At 40.3% G+C, this 19,935-nt stretch carries 15 protein-coding genes; 13 read left to right on the top strand and 2 right to left on the bottom strand.

What is annotated here, in order from left to right; translation table 11 throughout:
• Positions 1 to 4: 4 nt before the first annotated feature.
• From DBR40_RS09415 to DBR40_RS09400, 4 genes are all read left to right on the top strand, one after another.
• The gene (locus DBR40_RS09415; protein WP_124559502.1) at positions 5 to 1,369 is read left to right on the top strand and encodes a glucoamylase family protein; all 1,365 of its coding nucleotides are present in this window, start codon (positions 5 to 7) and stop codon (positions 1,367 to 1,369) included.
• Between the two features lie 28 nt (positions 1,370 to 1,397).
• Positions 1,398 to 3,137 (top strand): family 43 glycosylhydrolase, encoded by a 1,740-nt coding sequence (locus DBR40_RS09410; protein WP_124559501.1) that lies wholly within the window; start codon positions 1,398 to 1,400, stop codon positions 3,135 to 3,137.
• Positions 3,138 to 3,338: 201 nt separating this feature from the next.
• Positions 3,339 to 5,636, top strand: coding sequence for a beta-glucosidase BglX (gene bglX / locus DBR40_RS09405; RefSeq protein WP_124559500.1), 2,298 nt, complete (start codon positions 3,339 to 3,341; stop codon positions 5,634 to 5,636).
• Positions 5,637 to 5,804: 168 nt separating this feature from the next.
• Positions 5,805 to 6,584: a prolyl oligopeptidase family serine peptidase gene (locus DBR40_RS09400; RefSeq protein WP_124559499.1), complete on the top strand. Its 780-nt coding sequence runs from the start codon at positions 5,805 to 5,807 to the stop codon at positions 6,582 to 6,584.
• 97 nt (positions 6,585 to 6,681) lie between these two features.
• Here DBR40_RS09400 and DBR40_RS09395 read toward each other — a convergent pair whose 3' ends face one another.
• Complete coding sequence (locus tag DBR40_RS09395; protein ID WP_124559498.1) at positions 6,682 to 7,410, bottom strand: YebC/PmpR family DNA-binding transcriptional regulator; 729 nt, start codon at positions 7,408 to 7,410, stop codon at positions 6,682 to 6,684.
• A 74-nt stretch (positions 7,411 to 7,484) separates the two neighbouring features.
• Positions 7,485 to 8,429, bottom strand: a complete 945-nt coding sequence (locus DBR40_RS09390; RefSeq protein ID WP_124559497.1) for an NAD-dependent epimerase/dehydratase family protein — start codon at positions 8,427 to 8,429, stop codon at positions 7,485 to 7,487.
• Positions 8,430 to 8,779: 350 nt separating this feature from the next.
• On the opposite strand from DBR40_RS09390, the gene DBR40_RS09385 reads away from it, so the two are divergent.
• The 9 genes from DBR40_RS09385 (at position 8,780) to DBR40_RS09345 (ending at position 19,912) form a co-directional block, all read left to right on the top strand.
• A complete protein-coding gene (locus DBR40_RS09385) occupies positions 8,780 to 9,340 on the top strand; it encodes a sigma-70 family RNA polymerase sigma factor (RefSeq protein ID WP_124559496.1) in 561 nt (186 codons plus the stop codon).
• Between the two features lie 106 nt (positions 9,341 to 9,446).
• Positions 9,447 to 10,469 carry a FecR family protein gene (locus DBR40_RS09380; RefSeq protein WP_124559495.1) on the top strand — a complete coding sequence of 341 codons (1,023 nt, stop codon included), beginning with the start codon at positions 9,447 to 9,449 and terminating at the stop codon, positions 10,467 to 10,469.
• 193 nt (positions 10,470 to 10,662) lie between these two features.
• The gene (locus tag DBR40_RS09375) at positions 10,663 to 13,593 is read left to right on the top strand and encodes a TonB-dependent receptor (protein WP_124559494.1); all 2,931 of its coding nucleotides are present in this window, start codon (positions 10,663 to 10,665) and stop codon (positions 13,591 to 13,593) included.
• Between the two features lie 48 nt (positions 13,594 to 13,641).
• Positions 13,642 to 14,547 carry a TIM barrel protein gene (locus tag DBR40_RS09370; RefSeq protein WP_124559493.1) on the top strand — a complete coding sequence of 302 codons (906 nt, stop codon included), beginning with the start codon at positions 13,642 to 13,644 and terminating at the stop codon, positions 14,545 to 14,547.
• 281 nt (positions 14,548 to 14,828) lie between these two features.
• On the top strand, positions 14,829 to 15,413 hold the full coding sequence (locus tag DBR40_RS09365; protein ID WP_124559492.1) for a gluconate 2-dehydrogenase subunit 3 family protein: 585 nt from the start codon (positions 14,829 to 14,831) through the stop codon (positions 15,411 to 15,413).
• A 24-nt stretch (positions 15,414 to 15,437) separates the two neighbouring features.
• Complete coding sequence (locus tag DBR40_RS09360) at positions 15,438 to 17,138, top strand: GMC oxidoreductase (protein WP_199748310.1); 1,701 nt, start codon at positions 15,438 to 15,440, stop codon at positions 17,136 to 17,138.
• Positions 17,139 to 17,220: 82 nt separating this feature from the next.
• A complete protein-coding gene (locus DBR40_RS09355) occupies positions 17,221 to 18,378 on the top strand; it encodes a Gfo/Idh/MocA family protein (protein WP_124559490.1) in 1,158 nt (385 codons plus the stop codon).
• Positions 18,379 to 18,387: 9 nt separating this feature from the next.
• Positions 18,388 to 19,440 (top strand): sugar phosphate isomerase/epimerase family protein, encoded by a 1,053-nt coding sequence (locus DBR40_RS09350; protein ID WP_124559489.1) that lies wholly within the window; start codon positions 18,388 to 18,390, stop codon positions 19,438 to 19,440.
• A 91-nt stretch (positions 19,441 to 19,531) separates the two neighbouring features.
• The gene (locus DBR40_RS09345) at positions 19,532 to 19,912 is read left to right on the top strand and encodes a c-type cytochrome (protein WP_124559488.1); all 381 of its coding nucleotides are present in this window, start codon (positions 19,532 to 19,534) and stop codon (positions 19,910 to 19,912) included.
• Positions 19,913 to 19,935: the final 23 nt, after the last annotated feature.

Genomic DNA, 19,935 nt, shown 5'->3' with positions numbered 1-19,935 from the left:
ACAAATGAAACTCAAATTTCAACATTTATTAATACTTACACTTTTTACCCTTTCGGCTTGTGCTCAGGACAAAAAGCAAGGTTACAATCCTGATCTTAGCATTAAGAAAAACCTTTCAGATGAACAATTACTAGATCTGGTACAAAAACAAACCTTCCAGTATTTCTGGGATGGTGCCGAACCTACTTCAGGTGCCGGCCGCGAGCGCTATCATGTAGATAATGTGTATCCCGAAAACGATAAAAGTACTGTTGCAACAGGCGCTACAGGCTTTGGCTTAATGGCTATTTTAAGTGGTATCGACAGGAGTTATGTGACCAAAAAAGACGGTCTAAACAGATTAAATAAAATACTCGATTTCCTGGCTAAGGCCGATCGCTTTCATGGTGCCTGGTCGCACTGGATTTATGGCGAAACCGGTAAAGTACGTCCTTTCGGACGCAAAGATAATGGTGGCGACCTGGTAGAAACTTCCTTTGTTGCGCAAGCCTTAATTTGTATCGATGCTTATTATAAAAATGGTACACCAGCTGAAAAAGCTTTAGCTAAAAAAGCTGACGAACTTTGGAAAGGAATTGATTTTAACTGGTACCGCAAAGGAGGTCAGAATGTATTGTACTGGCACTGGTCTCCCGAATACCAATGGGAAATGAACTTTCCGGTAAAAGGCTATAACGAATGTTTAATTATGTACGTTTTAGCTGCATCCTCCCCTACCCATACCGTCCCTACCGAAGTTTACCATCAGGGTTGGGCCAGAAATGGAGAAATTAAAGTCAATTATGAAGTTTACGGCCATCCTTTCACACTTGACTATCAAGGCCAGAAAAACTTGGTTGGTCCCTTATTCTGGGCACATTATTCTTATTTAGGTTTAAACCCCAAAGGATTAAAAGACCGTTATGCCAATTACTGGGAGAATAATGTAAACCATACGCTGGCCATTCACGATTACTGCGTAGCTAACCCAAAAGGTTTTAAAGGCTATGGCCAAAACAACTGGGGGTTAACAGCCAGTTATTCTGTTAAAGGCTATGCTGCACATAATCCACAAGAAGATTTTGGGGTAATTTCTCCTACAGCTGCCATTTCATCAATACCCTATACACCAAAAGAATCGATGAAGGTGATCAGACACCTTTACGAAGATTTAGGTACCAAAGTTTGGGGCAAGTACGGTTTTTATGATGCTTTTTCTGAAACGGACAACTGGTACCCGCAACGCTATTTAGGAATAGATCAGGGCCCGATGGTGGTCATGATCGAAAATTACAGGTCAGGACTGCTTTGGAAGTTATTTATGAGCAATACCGATGTACAAAAAGGTTTAACAAAACTTGGATTTGAAAGTCCGGAATTGAAGAAATAAGCCGGCAGTTAAAATTTTAGCATATTAAATGAAAAATATTCTATTCATCATATTAATCAGCCTCACAATCGGGTCGAAAGCACAGCAGAAAACCTATTGCAACCCGATTAATGTAGACTATGGTTATACCCCTTTCGAGTCTTTTACCGAGTGGGGCAGGCATCGTGCCACGGCCGATCCGGTTATTGTTAACTACAAAGGCGATTTTTACTTGTTTAGCACCAACCAATGGGGTTACTGGCATAGCCCTGATATGCTAAACTGGAAATTTGAAGAACGAAAGTTTCTGCGCCCATGGAATAAAACCAAAGATGAACTCTGCGCACCCGGAGTAGGCATCGTTGGCGATACCATGGTGGTTTTTGGCAGTACTTACACCAAAAATTTCACCCTATGGGGCAGTACCGATCCCAAAGGAAACAAATGGTTTCCTTTGGTTGATTCGTTAGAAATTGGTGGCTGGGACCCGGCATTTTTTACTGATGATGATGGTAAATTTTACATGTACAACGGCAGCAGCAACAACTACCCGATGTATGGAGTAGAATTAGACCGCAAAACATTTAAGCCTAAAGGAACCCGCACCCCAATGTACCTGCTGCAAAGCTGGCGTTATGGCTGGCAACGTTTTGGAGAATATATGGACGATACTTTTCTCGATCCTTTTGCAGAAGGTGCCTGGATGACCAAACACAATGGTAAATACTATTTTCAGTATGGTGCCCCCGGAACCGAGTTTAGCGGCTATTCAGACGGAGTTGTAGTGGGCAGTAAACCACTTTTTGATGGTATTCAGGCTACACCTCAATCCGATCCACTGAGTTATAAGGGCGGTGGTTTTTCACGCGGTGCTGGCCATGGGGCAACTTTTCAGGATAACAACACAAACTACTGGCACATTTCTACCAGCATTATATGCGTTAAAAACACCTGGGAACGCCGGATGGGCATTTGGCCTACGGGTTTTGATCAGGATGATGTAATGTGGACCAATACCGCATTTGGCGATTATCCGCTCTATCTGCCTTCCGAAAGAAAAGAAAATGGCCCTGCAGGCCCAGGCTGGATGCTTATCAACTATAAAAAACCAGTTACGGTTTCATCAACATTGGGTGCTTTTCAGGCCAATAATGCCGTTGATGAAAGTATTAAGACCTATTGGAGTGCTAAAACAGCAAATAATGGCGAATGGATCCAGACAGATTTGGGCAGTTTAGCTACGGTAAATGCCATCCAAATCAATTATGCCGATCAGGATGCTGAGTTTATAGGTAAGCAGACCGGTATTTTTCACCAGTACAAAATCCTTTCATCTGTTGATGGCAAAAAATGGAGTGTTTTGGTTGATAAAAGCCAGAATAAAACCGATGTGCCACATGATTATATCGAGCTCCCCAAAGCGGTTAGAACGAGGTTCATTAAAATGGTTAATATCCACATGCCTACCGGAAAATTTGCCATTAGTGGCCTGCGTGTTTTTGGTAATGGCAATGGCGAAAAACCAACACAGATAAAAAACCTGATTGTGTTGCGCACCGAAAAAGATAAACGCAGTGCCTACATCAAGTGGCAACCGGTTAATAATGCCTTTGCCTATAACCTGTATTACGGTACAGCACCCGATAAACTTTACAACTGCATCATGATACACGATTTTAACGAATACTGGTTTAAAGCGATGGATAGCCAAAAAGCTTACTATTTCGCTATCGAAGCCATAAATGAAAATGGCGTTTCGGCAAAAACTGCAGTGAAGAAAGTAGATTAAAAATATAGCTCGCGCTTGTTTATAACGAGCGTTAGAGCAGTTAAAATGAAAATACGATAGAATCGTAAAGCTATCCTGGCACGCGTTGGAAACGAGTGCCAGCTAGCAAAATGCTCGCGCTCGTTTGTAACGAGCGTGGAAATAGTAAATCGTTTATAACGATTAAAACACAATAAGGAAAAAGAATAAAATACACATACAATGAATAGAGCGAAAATCCTGGTTGTTTTTTTTACAGCCCTCGTACTGAACGCATCTGCGCAGACCAAAAAACCGGTTTCGGCCGAAGAAGCAAAGATGAATACCTTCATCAACAACCTCATGGCTAAAATGACGGTTGAGGAGAAAATTGGCCAGCTGAATTTGCCAAGTTCTGGTGATATTACCACCGGACAAGCCAATAGCAGCGATATTGGTAAAAAAATCAGAGATGGCCAGGTTGGTGGTTTGTTCAATATTAAGGGGGTTGAGAAAATCAAGGCAGTACAAAAGGTTGCCGTGGAAAACAGCAGGATGAAAATCCCTTTGTTGTTTGGCATGGATGTAATCCATGGCTATAACACTGTTTTCCCGATCCCACTGGGTATGAGTGCCACTTGGAACATGGATGCGGTACAAAAATCAGCACGTGTGGCGGCCATTGAAGCTAGTGCAAGCGGTATCAACTGGACCTTCTCTCCTATGGTCGATATTTCGCGTGACCCGCGTTGGGGAAGGATTTCTGAAGGCAATGGAGAAGACCCTTACCTGGGTTCTCAAATTGCAAAAGCCATGGTAAAAGGTTACCAGGGTAAATTGCAGGCCAATAACGAAATTCTGGCTTGTGTAAAACACTATGCCCTTTATGGAGCAGCCGAAGCCGGAAGAGATTACAATACCACCGATATGAGTAAGGTAAAAATGTACAATGAATACCTTCCACCTTACAAAGCAGCCGTTGATGCAGGTGCAGCCAGTATTATGGCTTCTTTTAACGAGGTCGACGGAATTCCGGCTACAGGCAGTAAATGGTTAATGACCGAGGTTTTACGCAACCAGTGGGGCTTTAAAGGCTTTGTGGTGACAGATTATACCGGCATTCCGGAAATGATTGCACACGGCATGGGCGATTTACAAACTGTTTCTGCTTTAGCTTTAAATGCTGGAATAGATATGGACATGGTTGGAGAAGGTTTTTTAGGTACCTTAAAAAAATCGCTTGCAGAAAAGAAAGTTAGCATTGATCAGATTAACAGGGCTTGCCGATTAATCCTTCAGGCAAAATACAAACTAGGCTTATTTGCTGATCCTTATAAATTCTGCGATGCACAAAGAGCAGAAAAAGAAGTTTTCAATCCCGAAAACAGAAGCATTGCGCGCCAGATTGCAGCAGAAAGCTTTGTGCTGCTAAAAAACAAAAACAACGTATTACCACTAAAAAAATCGGGCACCATTGGCCTAATTGGCCCATTGGCCGATAATACTGCAAATATGTATGGTACCTGGAGTGTTGCAGCCTTATTTGACAAATCGGTAACGGTATTGCAGGGTTTAAAAAATGCTTTAGGCAACAATGCCAAAATATTAACTGCCCGTGGATCAAATTTCCTTGCCGATTCTGCTTTAGAGCACCGTTATGTAAACATCCACAACCCTACCTACAAGCACGATTCGCGCACAGAAGCAGATATGATTCAGGAAGCTTTAGAGGTTGCAAAAAAATCGGATGTGATTGTAGCTACCATGGGCGAAAGTTCTGAATTTACAGGGGAGAGCAGCAGTGTTACCGATATCCAGATTCCTGAAACACAAAAAAATCTGTTAAAAGCTTTAGCTAAAACAGGCAAACCAGTGATTTTGGTTTTGTTTACTGGCCGTCCATTGGCATTAAAGTGGGAGGAAGAAAATATACCGGCCATTTTAAATGTTTGGTTTCCGGGTAGTGAAGCTGGCAGTGCTATTGCAGATGTACTTTTTGGTGATGTGAACCCTTCGGGTAAATTAAGTGCTACTTTCCCTCAAAATGTTGGTCAGGTACCACTTTATTATGCGCACAAAAATACTGGCCGTCCTTTGGCCGAAGGTAAATGGTTCGAAAAGTTCCGTTCTAATTATTTAGACGTGAGCAATGATCCCTTATATCCGTTCGGTTTCGGTTTAAGTTATACCACATTTAATTACAGCGATATTAAATTAAGCTCAAATACTTTAACCAAAGGCAAATCCATCAACGCATCTGTTACCTTAAGTAATACGGGCAAATACGATGGTCAGGAGGTAGTACAACTGTATATCCGCGATTTAGTGGGCAGCATTACGCGTCCGGTAAAAGAACTAAAAGGTTTCCAGAAAGTAAGTTTAAAGGCTGGTGAAAGCAAAACCATCACTTTCAACCTTACCGAAAACGACCTTAAATTCTACAACTCAGATTTAAAGTTTGTAGCAGAGCCTGGCGATTTTAAAGTATTCATTGGCACCAACTCACGCGATGTAAAAGAAGCATCTTTTGCACTGAAATAAAGACAATTAGGTTTGGTTGTTAACCCTGTGCTATTGTAAAGTAGCCAGGGTTTTCTATTTTTGTTAAATGAAGCCACTGTAATTTATCAAAACACAAGTGGAAATAACATACCGTGATGCCTGTCTGCTGCAGGCGGGGATTTATCACAATTAAAATAAATTAAACAGATGAAAAAGATTTTTCTCACTATCAGTATTCTTTTTTCTGTACTCTTTTTAAACGCTCAGGATTTTAAAAAATACGACAGGGGAAGTTTTATCAAAGGCAAGGATTCTATTTATTATAGGGTGCTTTTTCCGGAGAACTTTAACCCTGAGGAAAAATATCCCTTAGTTGTTTTCCTGCATGGTAGTGGCGAAAGGGGTAACGATAATGCCAGTCAGCTGGTACACGGGGGCAAACTTTTTTTGAAAAACGATGTCCGCAAAAACTTTCCTGCTATTGTGGTATTCCCGCAATGCCCGGCAAATGATTTTTGGGCCAACATCAATTTAGATAACGATGCCAATGGCAAACGAAAATTAAGCTTTGTTGAAGGAGGTAAGCCAACCAAAATTATGCACGCATTGCAGGGTATGATTAAAGATTTCCTGAAAAAGCCTTACGTAAGCCGCGAACAGGTTTATGTTGGTGGCCTCTCCATGGGTGGAATGGGAACTTACGAGCTGTTAAGAAGAGAGCGTCGCAAATTTGCCGCAGCCATTGCCATTTGTGGTGGCGACAATACCAATAACATTAAAAAATACAAGAAAACGCCACTATGGATTTTCCATGGTGCAAAAGACGATATTGTAGATCCGGCACTATCCATCGCTATTGCCGAACGTTTAAAAACAGTTGGCGACGAGGTTAAGTTTTCGCTTTATCCAAATGCTAACCACAACAGCTGGGACAGTGCATTTGCGGAACCCGAGTTATTGCCCTGGTTGTTTTCGCATAAGAAATAGTTTATCAGACCTTACAGGTTTTAAAAAACTGTAAGGTCTAAATGAAAAAGGTCCCAATGTTAACATCGGGACCTTTTATATAAAATATCAAATGATATTACTCAGCCATATTGTGGTAAACCGCCTGCACATCATCATCCTCTTCCAGTTTATCAATCAGTTTTAAAACATCGGCAGCCTGCTCTTCTGTAACCTCGTGATGCGATAAAGCAATACGCTCCAGTTTAGAGCTTTTTAATTCAATACCTTTTTCTTCCAGTGCTTTTTGTAAAGAGCCAAAGTTTTCGAATGCTCCCTGTGCAACAGCGATATCATTTCCTTCCTCATCGGCTTCTACATATAGTTCTTCCAAACCTGCATCAATCAATTCAAACTCTAGTTCTTCCAGATCTAAACCATCGGCAGGCACAAAGCGAAAAATAGATTTGCGGTTAAAAACAAAGTCTAAAGAACCTGTTTTACCTAAAGTTCCATTGGTTTTGTTAAAGTAACTGCGCACGTTGGCTACAGTACGGTTGGTATTATCGGTTGCTGTTTCAATTAAAACTGCTACTCCGTGAGGTGCATAGCCTTCGTAAACAATTTCTTCGTAATTGGCCAGCGATTTATCAGATGCACGCTTAATAGCTGCCTCCACCCTATCTTTAGGCATGTTTACTGCTTTAGCATTTTGCATTGCAGTACGTAAACGCGAGTTGGTTTCAGGGTGAGGCCCCGATTCCTTAACCGCCATTACAATATCTTTACCAATACGCGTAAACTGAACCGCCATTTTGGCCCAACGCTTAAATTTTCTTTCTTTTCTAAATTCGAATGCTCTTCCCATTGCTTAAGTATTGAGATATCAGATTTGAGATGTGAGACCTTAGGCCTTCAACCTTCCAACCCTCTACCTTTATATTATTTTTTTAAATTCTTTAACATGTCAATTGTCAGTCTCGATAAATCGAACTCTGGTTTCCAGCCCCAATCTTTTGCAGCATAGTTATCATCAATAGAACGTGGCCAGCTATTGGCAATCTGTTGACGTGGATCGTTATCGGTGTAAGATAATGTAAAATCCGGAATATGCTTTCTGATTTCGGCAGCTAAAACCTCTGGTGTAAAACTAACGCCCGCAAAATTATAACTACTACGCACCGAAATCTGATCAGCAGGTGCGTCCATCAATTCGATTGTACCACGGATGGCATCATCCATATACATCATCGGCAGTTCGGTTTCGGCATTTAAGAAACTCTGGTAACCGCCTTTTTTAAGTGCATCGTGGAAAATGTGAATGGCATAATCGGTAGTTCCACCTCCTGGTGCCGCTTTCCAGCTAATTAACCCCGGATAACGGATACTACGAACATCCAATCCATATTTCTGGTTATAGTACTCGCACCAGCGTTCGCCCGCTAGTTTACTTATACCGTAAACCGTATTCGGGTCCATTACACAATATTGCGAGGTATGATCTTTAGGCGAATTTGGTCCAAACACAGCAATTGAGCTTGGCCAGTACACTTTTGCCGTTTTATATTCAAGTGCTAAATCTAATACATTTAGCAAACCGTTCATATTTAAATCCCAGGCTAATTTAGGATTTTGCTCACCTGTTGCAGATAATAATGCTGCCAACAGATAAACCTGGGTTGGCCTGTACTTGTGAAAAATGCCTTTAATCATTTCTTTATCAAGCACATTTACAAATTCGAATGGCGCAGAATTTTTGATGTCATAATCTGGCCTACGGATATCGCATGCAACTACGTTATCATCGCCATATATCTTACGCAAAGTGGTAACCAATTCAGTACCAATCTGCCCGTTAGAGCCTAAAACAACAATTTTTTCTTGCATATTTTTCTTGAGATTGAGCAAAGGTAAAAAAATGAGATAAAAGGAGATAAATTATTTATACTTAGTAGATAAGTTGGTTAATTGTTTAAACTGGTTAATTGTTAACTGCAAACTGCTTAACTGGATCAGGTTAACAGTTTAAATTGTATAAATTAGTTAATTGTAAGTTGCAAACTGTTAATTGCGAATTGCTAACTGTTAACTGCAAACTGCTTATCTGGACTGATAAACATTCAAACCTTTCAACTTTAAAACATTCCAACAATAAAGTATTCCAATCTTAAAACATTCCAACTTTAAAACTTAAAATTTATACATTTACTATAATTAGCGTACAACCAAATAAACCAATGACTCCTTTTGAGCCTGAAAATTCTGATGATCTACTTAACCGTCTAAAATTGGGCGACAAGCAGGCTTACGAAAGAGTTTATTTCACTTACAGTAAAGAATTATTACTGGCAGCCTATAAAAAAACAGGTGATAAGGTAATTGCCGAAGAGCTGGTTCAAAACATTTTTATTTCGCTTTGGGAAAAACGAGAGGAAGCCAAAATCAATAACCTGCAGGCGTATTTGTTCGGAGCTTTAAAACTAAGTGTGATTAACCACATCAGAAGTTTGGTTATGGAAAATAAGTATGTGCAATACCAAAGCCTTACCTATACCGAAGATCATCAGGATACCGCTAATTTGGTCGACCTTCACGACCTTTCGGCCATTATCGAACAAGGTATCAATTCGCTCCCCGAAAAAACACAGGAAGTTTTCAGGCTCAGCCGCTACCAGCATCAATCTACCAAAGATATTTCTACTGGTTTAAACATCTCAGAAAAAGCTGTAGAATACCACATTACCCGCTCAATTAAAAGAATAAAAGAATACATCAAAAACTTTTATATCTTTTTATAACTGATTAACAGATAATTACAATTTATTTCATCTTTTTTCTCTTCCAGCTTTAGGGCTTCGCCTCCTTTGTGTTACTTGTATAGTATAAAGCCAAATATTCTTTCTTATGGATCAGAAATCATTCTACGATTTATTAAGCCGTTACGAAAACGGAAATTGTACCGAAGCCGAAAAGCTTTGGATTGATAAATGGTACCATAACATCAATAACAAGAATTTTAAAGATTTGTCTTCAACTGCACTCGATGAAATGCAGGCGAACACCTGGCTCAACATCAACAACATTGAGCAGCAACCAAAAACAACCTTAAAAATTAAAAAGCTATGGCCAAAGCTGGCTATTGCCGCATCAATAGCCATTGCCTTTTTAATTGGAGGTTTATATTTTGCCCGTTACAATCCTGCTGAGCAAGCATTCATTAGCGAAAACAGCGAATTGAACTTAGTCAGCAAAACCAATGATACTGATCGTCCCATCATTATATCGCTTAGCGATTCAAGTACAGTAACACTTAAACCGCAGGCCAATATTCTTTATCCAAAGGTTTTTGCTGCCGGTAAAAGAACGGTTTATTTAAAAGGAACCGCTTTCTTTTCGGTAAGCAAAAACCCTAACAGACCTTTTTATGTGTACAATCAAAAACTGGTTGTGCGTGTGCTGGGTACCAGCTTTTGGGTAAAATCATCGACGGATAAAATGCCTGCCCAGGTTGCGGTAAGAACCGGAAAAGTTCAGGTTCAGGAAAACGCAAAAAGTTCTCTTTTTGGTTTCACCGCACAAAAACTGGCTAAGCCGATTTTACTTACACCCAACCAGAAAGGAATTTTTGCCGATCATAATTTAAAGAAAACCTTAGTAAGTAAACCTATTCCTTTGGCCGAGGCCTACAATGTGCCTACAAGTTTGAGTTATAACTTTAAAGAAGAAAGTGTTAAAGATATTTTCAAAACCTTATCTGAGGCTTACGGAATTGACATAAAATCTGATAACGAGCAGATTTCCAATTACACTTTTACAGGAGATTTAAGTAAAAAAGGGCTTTATGAGCAGCTCGACCTTATTTGCGGAACCATATCAAGCAAATATTATATCCAGGGAACCAGTATAGTGGTTTCGAATAAAAACTAACCAAAATATAAAAACGATGAACAAGAACCACAACACCAACAGCCCGTAACCGCGGCCCGATTTTCCATAATATTTTTCTAAAAAACAAAGCCGACAATGTGGGGCATTGCCGGCGAGCTAAATACAAAGAAATGTATTCATGGTATTCCTATGTCCAATAAATCCAATCATTTAATGAACAATAACCAAATTTATGAAAAAAAATCAACTTATTTCGCTGGCGATATATGCAATGAGAGTTTCGATTTACCAAATACTTGCAATAGTAATTTTTACCTGTGCTGCATTCGCTAAAAATGTAGGCGCCCAGGAATTCCTGAATAAACCTATTTCGATCAAAGCCGATCAAACAGATATTAAAACCATTATCGAAAAAACCGAGTTGCTTGCAAATGTAAAGTTTGTGTACAGCCCTCAATTAATCAACTCTGACAGGAAAATTTCTGTCAACGTAGTTAACCAAAAACTTAAGTACTTTCTTGAGAATTCGCTAAAACGTTATGACGTGGGATATAGGATAGTTAAAGATCAGATTCTGCTCTATTCTATTCCCGCCAATAACAACCTGGCATTATTAAAGGCTTTTGAAGGTATAGTTACCGGTAAAGTTACCGACAGCAAAGGTAACGCCATCCCTGGAGTATCGGTTACCGTAAAAGGGAAAAGCATTGGTACCACAACTGATGAGAATGGTGCTTTTGCATTAAAAGGCCTCACCGTTGATAGCCGCGTACTGGTGGTACGATATGTAGGTTATATATCTAAAGAAGTAAACCTATCTGCAGGCAATGCCGATGAAAACCTGAACATCAGTTTATCAGAAGATAACCTGCAGTTGGAAAGTGTGATGGTAACTGGCGGTAACCCGAAGAAAAAACTGGAAAGTAGCGTGGCCCTTACTTCAGTAAGCAATAAGGATATTACCAACAGGGCACCTTTAAACAGTACTGATTTGTTAAAAGCAATACCGGGTTTAACAGTAGAAAGTACAGGTGGCGATGGTCCGGGCAACGTTTGGGTAAGGGGGTTTCCACAGCAAGGCGGTTATATTTTCCTGGGCATTCAGGAAGATGGACTACCCCTTTTGCCAACAGGCTTCAACACCAACCCATCTGTAGATCAATATTATAAAACAGATTTAACCATTCAGAATATCGAAGCGGTAAGAGGTGGTAATGCTTCTATTATTCAGGCCAATACCCCAGGCGCAGTGGTTAACAACCTCAGCTACGTTGGTGCCGATAAACAATATGGCCAGTTTAAATTCACCACAGGGTTTTCGCAGGGTTTATATCGCTTTGATGGAAATACAGGGGGAAAAATAAACGACCAGATTAAATACAGCATCGGTGGTTTTTACCGTACCGATAATGGCGTAGTAGATCAGGGTTTTAATCCGGCCAACCAGGGTGGGCAAATTAAAGGCAACATGACTTTTAATTTTAAAAACCATAAAGGCTTTATCCGTGTGTATGGTAAATACCTGAACGATAAAGTTCAGTTTTTGTTAACCAGTTACTACCCTTACGATGGTACTGGCAAACCAACTACTTACCGCGATTACGATATGGCTTCACAATCTATCGTTCCACTTCAAACCGAATGGAGTTACAATGATCCGGCAACCGGCAATCACAATTTTAGTTTGACAGATGGTATCCATACCAAATTAGGATCAGTTGGTTTTCAGTTCAATTACCTGACAGATGGGGGCTGGCAGATTGTTAACAATTTCCGTTACCAAAATACCCATACCAATTCTACTTATACCGTTCCGGCCGGAATTGCAGCAAGAACTGCAACAACCCCCTATTATTATCCGGGTGGTACCGTGGCACCATTTGTTACCGGCGATTATGTAATTACTTCATCGGCCAATGGTCAAATCAATAGTGATGTGCAGATTGTAAATTACTTGGATCTAAAGAAAACTATTAAAAACCATAGTTTAGGTATAGGTGCAGGTATTCATCAGTATAACCGCGATGATTTGCGCTATGCTTTCCGCTCGTTCTCAGAATTTAAAGAGCATCCGAGCATCTTATTACAATCGCCAACTGCTGGTGAACGAACAATCCAAACCAAAAACACTTTTATTGGCGATACCAGAACATTATCTGCCTATGTTAGTGATGAGATTAAAATTTCGGAGCAGTGGCGTTTAGATATCGGTGCAAGGATCGATAACCAGAACGTAAAAGGCGACAGACCATATTATGCTTTAAATGCAAACGGTACGGTAAACACAACTGCAGCCGCCACCGCAACAATATTAGGCTATACCGCTTACGATGAAACCTTAACCAACTGGTCGGCCTCTTTGGGTGCAAACTATAAAATAAACAATACCGCAAGTATTTTTGCAAGAGCTACAAAAGCTTATAATGCGCCTAACATTGGCGATTATAATGCAGCAGCCTATAATGCGGCGAATATCAAAAAACGCCCTGTTTATTTAGGCGAAGTTGGTTTTAAATATGCCAAAAACAACCTGGCTATTTTTGCTTCAGGAAGTTACTCGGCCATTAAAAATGTATCTTTAACCATCAATGTGCCAACAACAGCAGCAGGTACCCAGGCTTTAGTGGCTTTTGGCTCTACCCGTACCTGGAGTGCCGAATATGAAGTATCATACAAAATTGCCAAACCATTAAGCTTACGCTTAACCGGAACACTACAGGATTCTAAATACACTGATTACGAAGCATCAACCAAAGGAAATGCAGCGGTACTGGCCGAATTCGGAGATCGTGTTTACAGTTTTACCGGTAAAAGAACCGAACGTGTTCCGGTTTTAAATACTGAGCTTGGCGCCAATTACGATTATAAAAACTTTAACTTATATGTAGCTGCAAATTATGTAGGCAGTCGTTTCACCTCGCCAAGCGATAGCTACAGGCTACCTGCCTATGTGGTAATGAAAGCAGGCGCAGGTTATAATTTCACTAAAAAGATTTCAGTAAGATTTTGGGCAGACAACTTGTTAAATGCAAAAGTGCTGACAGAGGGCGATGTTCGCGGAGACCAATTCAGAGATTTCTCGACCGTAACCCCTGGCACATTAATGATTGGCAGAACATTACTTCAACGTACTTTCTGGGGATCATTGGCTTATTCATTCTAACAAATAAAACCGGAGTTTACGCTCCGGTTTTTTTAATTCTAATACATCATGACAACAAGAAGATCATTTTTACAAAAGGTAAGTTTAGCTGGTGCAGCAGCCTTTTTAAGTCCATCAATTATTACATCGGCTTTAGCCCAACCCACAAAACTTTCGAAAATCGGCATCGGCCTGTTTACCTTACGTGAACAGTTAACTGCCGACGTTAAAGCAACAATAGCACAAGTAGCTCGCATCGGTTATAATCAGGTAGAAACTTATTATGGCTATCCCGGCAAATATGAAGTAAAAGGCTTTTGGGGTTTAGAAGCCAGAGATTTTAATGAACTACTAAAAGCCAATGGACTCACATCGCCAAGCGGGCATTACAATGTAACCGAATTTCTTTCTACCAGCGACGACAAAGTATTAAAATCGCACATCGAAATCGCAGCGACAGTTGGCCAGAAATATTTTGTTATCCCTGCCTTACCAACAGATATCAGGGCAAATGGTACATTAGATGATTACAAGCGTATGGCAGCAAAGTTTAACCAGGCTGCAGAGCTTTGCCAAAAATCGGGTTTAAAATTAGCCTACCACAACCACAACTTCGAGTTTAAAGATCAGGGAAATGGTCTTACAGGCTATGATATTTTATTAAATGAAACTGAAGCCAAACTTGTAGGTTTCGAGCTCGATATCTTCTGGGCAGTTAACGCAGGCTTGAACCCTGTTGATATGTTTAAGAAAAATCCAGGCCGTTATAAAATGTTTCATGTTAAGGATATGGACAAAGAAGATAAGGCCGTATTTACCGAAGTAGGCTCGGGCAGAATAGATTTTAAACCCATTTTTACAGCTTCAAAACTGGCCGGTGTAGATTATATTTTCACAGAACAAGACCTGATTAAAAAGCCGCCTTTTGAAAGTATTACAGAAAGCTACAATTACATTAAAAAGAACCTGCTTTAAACCCAAAATTTCTGCCGAAATAAAGGCTGTTAACGATTTACTGGTAAATAAGACATTCAATCACACTAAATGTACTTTTTACACCAAGTAAATTAAGCACAAAAACAGGCTTTAATTAGCATTAAACAAACAAAATCCATCTTATTTAGAATAATTATTCGGAGTAACAATAGCGTTGCGTATCAATAATTTAACGGTGTAACCTTAACGTTTCCATTATATTTTTTCTAATATTACTCATTCAACACATAACATAACCAATATATAAAACCATAAATACGATGCATAGAAGAGAAGCACTCAAAAACGTTGCATTTTTGCTGGGAGGAGCAATCTCAGCAAGTACAATGGGCGTTTTATTTGAAAGTTTTACGCTCCCGGAAAACGAAAAAAACTTCGTACAGTATTCTATTGAGGATGAGAAGATTTTTGCTGAATTTGCTGATATCATTGTTCCAACTACCCAGTCATCTGCCGGTGCCAAAGCTGCCGGATTAGGTAAATTTATACCAATGATGATGAAAGACTGTTATCCTGCTGCCATGCAAACTTCATTCGCAAATGGATTTAAAGCCCTTCAGGCTAAATCGATGAAAGATTTCGGAAAAAGTTACATCACCTTAACCCTTGCCGACCGCAAAAAGTTAATGACCGATTTAAGAACCATCGCCATTGCACAGAAAGAAACTAAATCAGAGGAGAACAAAGATTTAGCTTATTTCTTCATTACCGCACGCGATTTAACTTTGCTAGGTTATTACTCATCCGAAATTGGTTGCACCAAAGCAAGGGCTTACGTTCTTGTTCCAGGCCGTTATGATGGCAATACTACCTTAAAGCCTGGCCAAAAATCGTGGGCTACCTAACATCAACTACAACGACAAAACATCATGAATTTAAATACAAATTTAAAAGCAGAAAATACTTACGATGCTATTGTTATAGGATCGGGGATTAGTGGCGGCTGGGCTGCAAAAGAACTTACCGAAAAAGGCTTACGCGTTTTAATGCTCGAAAGAGGGATGAACATTGAGCACATCACGGGTTACGAAACCGCAATGAAAAATCCATGGGATTTTAAACATGCTGGTAAATTAACTGAAGAGCAAAAACGTACCCACCCGGTACAAAAAAGAGATTACCCTTATCAGGAAGCGAACGAAAAATGGTGGGTAAACGATTTGGAATGCCCTTATACAGAAGATAAACGTTTCGATTGGTACCGTGGTTTCCATGTGGGCGGTAAATCGCTAATGTGGGGCCGTCAGAGTTACCGTTTAAGCGATCATAACTTCGAAGATAACGCAAGGGATGGTCACGGAAGTGACTGGCCGGTTCGTTATGCCGAGCTTTCGCCATGGTACGATTATGCCGAGCGTTTTGCAGGCATCAGTGGTTCTAACGAAAACTGGCCTACCTGTCCAGATGGGCAGTTTTTACCACCAATGGATTTAAACATTGTAGAAAAATCGGTAAAAGCACGTATAGAAGAGCACTATAAAAGAGAGCGGATTATGATGATTGGCCGTGTGGCTAACCTTACCGTTCCGCATAAAGGCCGTGGCAATTGCCAGTACAGAAATTTATGCAGCCGCGGTTGTCCGTTTGGTGCATATTTCAGTACGCAATCTTCTACCCTGCCTGCTGCTATGGCTACTAAACGTTTAACGTTAAGACCATACTCTATTGTAAACCACATTATTTACGACAAAGACACCAAAAAAGCTAAAGGTGTAATGGTTATTGATGCACAAACCAACAAAACAATGGAGTTTTATGCCAAAATTGTTTTTGTTAATGGTTCTACTTTAGGTTCTACTTTTATCTTGTTAAACTCTACTTCTGAGGCGCATCCAAATGGTTTGGGTAATGGCAGCGGTCAGTTAGGGCACAACTTAATGGATCACCACTTCCGTTGTGGTGCATCCGGCGAAGCTGAAGGTTTCGACGATAAATACACCTATGGCCGTCGTGCAAACGGTATTTATATCCCAAGGTATCAAAACATCGGAAACGATAAACGCGATTATTTACGTGGTTTCGGTTATCAGGGTGGTGCAAGTAGAAGTAACTGGCAAAATGATGTAGCCGAGTTATCGTTCGGTGCAGACCTGAAAGAAAAAATGACCAAACCAGGCAAATGGAGCATGGGCTTGGGCGGTTTCGGAGAGATGTTGCCATATTACGAAAACAAGGTTTACATTGATAAAACCAAAAAAGATAAATGGGGACAGCCGGTATTGGCCATTGATTGCGAATACAAGGAAAACGAGAAAAAAATGCGTACGGACATGATGAACGATGCTGCTGAAATGTTAGAAAAAGCAGGCATGAAAAACATCAAAACCTACGATAATGGTTGCTATCCTGGTATGGCCATTCACGAAATGGGTACAGCCAGAATGGGTAACGATCCAAAAACATCGGTGCTTAACAAATGGAACCAGATGCATGAGGTGAATAACGTTTTCGTAACCGATGGATCATGTATGCCATCTATCGCATGTCAAAACCCATCATTAACATTTATGGCGCTAACCGCGCGTGCTGCAGATTACGCAGTAAAAGAATTAAAGAAAAAGAATATCTAGAAAGGTTTAAGGTGAAAGGTTTAAGGTATAAGGTTAATATCCCTATACCCTAAGCCATTTACCCTATGCCCTATACCTCAACATGAAAAGAAAATTAAGAATGGGCATGATAGGCGGTGGAAAAGACGCCTTTATTGGTGCCGTACACCGTTTGGCCGCTAATATGGATGGCCTGATTGAATTATCTGCAGGAGCGCTTAGCATAAACCCCGAAATCGGTTACGAATCAGGAAAAATCCTTTTTCTTCCTGATAACCGCATTTACACCAGTTATGAAGAGATGCTGACAAAAGAAAGCGAATTGCCAGCTGATGAAAGAATTGACTTTGTAACTATTGTTACCCCAAATTTTGCCCACTTTGCACCAGCAATGATGGCACTGGATAAAGGTTTCAATGTGGTAATAGAAAAACCAATGACTTTAACTCTAGATGAAGCTAAACAACTGCAGGCTAAAGTAGAGGAAACAGGCCTAACCCTTTGTTTAACCCACACCTACTCGGGCTACCCAATGGTTAAGCAAGCCAGGCAAATGGTAAGCGAAGGCGAACTGGGTGCTATCCGCAAAATTGTAGTAGAATATCCTCAAGGCTGGTTAAGTACACTTTCTGAGCGCGAAGGCAATGCACAGGCAGCTTGGCGTACTGACCCATCTAAAACCGGGAAAAGCGGTTGCATGGGCGATATTGGTACACATGCAGCGCATCTTGCTGAATACATTTCAGGATTAAAAATCTCTAAAATTTGTGCCGATTTAAACATTGTTGTCCCAGGAAGAGCTATTGATGATGACGGTAACGTATTGTTAAAATTCGATAATGGAGCTAACGGCGTATTAGTAGCTTCGCAAATTGCCGCTGGCGAAGAAAATGCATTAAAAATTAGGGTTTATGGCGAAAAAGGTGGTTTAGAGTGGCACCAGATGGAACCAAATACCTTAATTGTAAGATGGTTAAACGCACCTGCCCAGATTTACAGAACGGGTAATGGCTATATGGGTAGTTTTGCAAAACACAATACCCGCACACCAGGTGGTCACCCTGAAGGTTATTTAGAAGCATTTGCCAACATTTATAAAAACTTTGCACTTACTGTAGATGCAAAATTAAATAACGAGCAACCTACGGCTGAAATGCTTGATTTCCCAGGTACCGCAGATGGTATCAGAGGAATGGCATTTATCGAAAATGTTGTGGCATCAGCCCAATCAGATCAAAAATGGTTAGACTATAAACTATAACAATTCGGCATGACAACGATAAAAGGACCCGCTGTATTTTTAGCGCAGTTTATAAGCGATGAAGCACCGTTTAATACCCTTGATAACATTTGCAAATGGGCTGCTGACTTGGGATTTAAAGGTATCCAGATGCCAACACTGGATGCCCGTTTTATTGATCTTAAACAAGCAGCTGAAAGCAAAACCTATGCTGATGAATTAAAAGGCAAAATTGCAACCTACGGCTTAGAGATAACCGAACTATCTACACACTTACAAGGCCAGTTGGTTGCAGTGCACCCTGCTTACGATGACTTGTTTGATGCCTTTGCACCAAAAGAAGTACACAAAAACCCAAAAGCGAGAACTGAATGGGCCGTACAACAGATGAAATATGCGGCAAAAGCATCACAAAACCTGGGCTTAAATGCCCATGCTACCTTTAGTGGTTCGCTATTGTGGCAATATTTTCACCCCTGGCCACAACGCCCTGCAGGTTTGGTAGAAGAAGGCTTTGCCGAACTGGCCAAACGCTGGACACCAATTTTGAACGAATTTGACCAGTGTGGTGTAGATGTATGCTACGAAATTCATCCTGGCGAAGATTTATTTGACGGAGAAACTTACGAAATGTTCCTTGCAGCAGTAAATAATCACCCTAGGGCATGCTTATTGTATGATCCATCACACTTTGTTTTACAGCAGTTAGATTACATTCAGTACATTGATTTTTACCACGAAAGAATTAAAGCCTTTCATGTTAAGGATGCAGAATTTAACCCAACAGGTAAACAAGGTACTTTTGGCGGTTACCAAAGCTGGGCAAATCGTGCTGGCCGTTACCGCTCTCCTGGTGATGGACAGGTAGATTTTAAAACCATTTTCAGTAAACTGGCACAATACGATTTTAAAGGTTGGGCCGTTATGGAGTGGGAATGCTGCATTAAAAACCAGCAGGATGGTGCACGCGAAGGTGCCGATTTTATTAAAAAGAACATTATCAGCGTAACCGATAAAGCATTTGATGATTTTGCTGCATCAGGGAGTGATAGTGCTTTCAATAAAAAAATATTAGGACTATAACTGTAACAACATGCAATGAAACCTGCATAGGCAAAACAAATTAATATTACCGCTTATGCCAGCTCGAATAAGAATAAAAACAAAACACACAATGAAAAAAACATTTTTAATTTTAGGCGCTGTAGTCATTTTTATGGCGTCTTTCACGAAAGCAGATTTAGCGAAAGAGAAAAGTGCAATCGCAACAGCAACCATGGCCAACAGTGCCTTTCAATCACATCCAGGTGAAAAACTAATTAATAAATCTGACTGTTTGGGTTGCCACAACAAAACCAATAAAATTATCGGTCCAGCTTATATTGAGGTTGCAAAAAAATACCCGGCTACCGAGAAAAACATTAACATGTTAGCCGATAAAATTATTAAAGGTGGTACCGGAGTTTGGGGCAACATGCCAATGACTGCACATGCTACTCTTAAAAAAGAAGATGCAAAATTAATGGTAAAATATATTTTGTCCCTGAAAAAATAATTTAACCTCATCAGCAAATCGAT

It is taken from the genome of Pedobacter sp. KBW01 (assembly GCF_003852395.1).
Taxonomy (GTDB): domain Bacteria; phylum Bacteroidota; class Bacteroidia; order Sphingobacteriales; family Sphingobacteriaceae; genus Pedobacter.
Note: the sequence above shows the minus strand (reverse complement) of the source record. Positions and strands in the feature narration are given on the sequence as shown.

Coding starts and splice junctions, on each gene's coding strand:
- DBR40_RS09395 (WP_124559498.1), bottom strand. CDS start 7,410: ATGGGAAGAGCATTCGAATTTAGAAAAGAAAGAAAATTTAAGCGTTGG.
- DBR40_RS09345 (WP_124559488.1), top strand. CDS start 19,532: ATGAAAAAAACATTTTTAATTTTAGGCGCTGTAGTCATTTTTATGGCG.
- DBR40_RS09350 (WP_124559489.1), top strand. CDS start 18,388: ATGACAACGATAAAAGGACCCGCTGTATTTTTAGCGCAGTTTATAAGC.
- DBR40_RS09385 (WP_124559496.1), top strand. CDS start 8,780: ATGACTCCTTTTGAGCCTGAAAATTCTGATGATCTACTTAACCGTCTA.
- DBR40_RS09380 (WP_124559495.1), top strand. CDS start 9,447: ATGGATCAGAAATCATTCTACGATTTATTAAGCCGTTACGAAAACGGA.
- bglX (WP_124559500.1), top strand. CDS start 3,339: ATGAATAGAGCGAAAATCCTGGTTGTTTTTTTTACAGCCCTCGTACTG.
- DBR40_RS09390 (WP_124559497.1), bottom strand. CDS start 8,429: ATGCAAGAAAAAATTGTTGTTTTAGGCTCTAACGGGCAGATTGGTACT.
- DBR40_RS09415 (WP_124559502.1), top strand. CDS start 5: ATGAAACTCAAATTTCAACATTTATTAATACTTACACTTTTTACCCTT.
- DBR40_RS09365 (WP_124559492.1), top strand. CDS start 14,829: ATGCATAGAAGAGAAGCACTCAAAAACGTTGCATTTTTGCTGGGAGGA.
- DBR40_RS09400 (WP_124559499.1), top strand. CDS start 5,805: ATGAAAAAGATTTTTCTCACTATCAGTATTCTTTTTTCTGTACTCTTT.
- DBR40_RS09370 (WP_124559493.1), top strand. CDS start 13,642: ATGACAACAAGAAGATCATTTTTACAAAAGGTAAGTTTAGCTGGTGCA.
- DBR40_RS09360 (WP_199748310.1), top strand. CDS start 15,438: ATGAATTTAAATACAAATTTAAAAGCAGAAAATACTTACGATGCTATT.
- DBR40_RS09355 (WP_124559490.1), top strand. CDS start 17,221: ATGAAAAGAAAATTAAGAATGGGCATGATAGGCGGTGGAAAAGACGCC.
- DBR40_RS09375 (WP_124559494.1), top strand. CDS start 10,663: ATGAAAAAAAATCAACTTATTTCGCTGGCGATATATGCAATGAGAGTT.
- DBR40_RS09410 (WP_124559501.1), top strand. CDS start 1,398: ATGAAAAATATTCTATTCATCATATTAATCAGCCTCACAATCGGGTCG.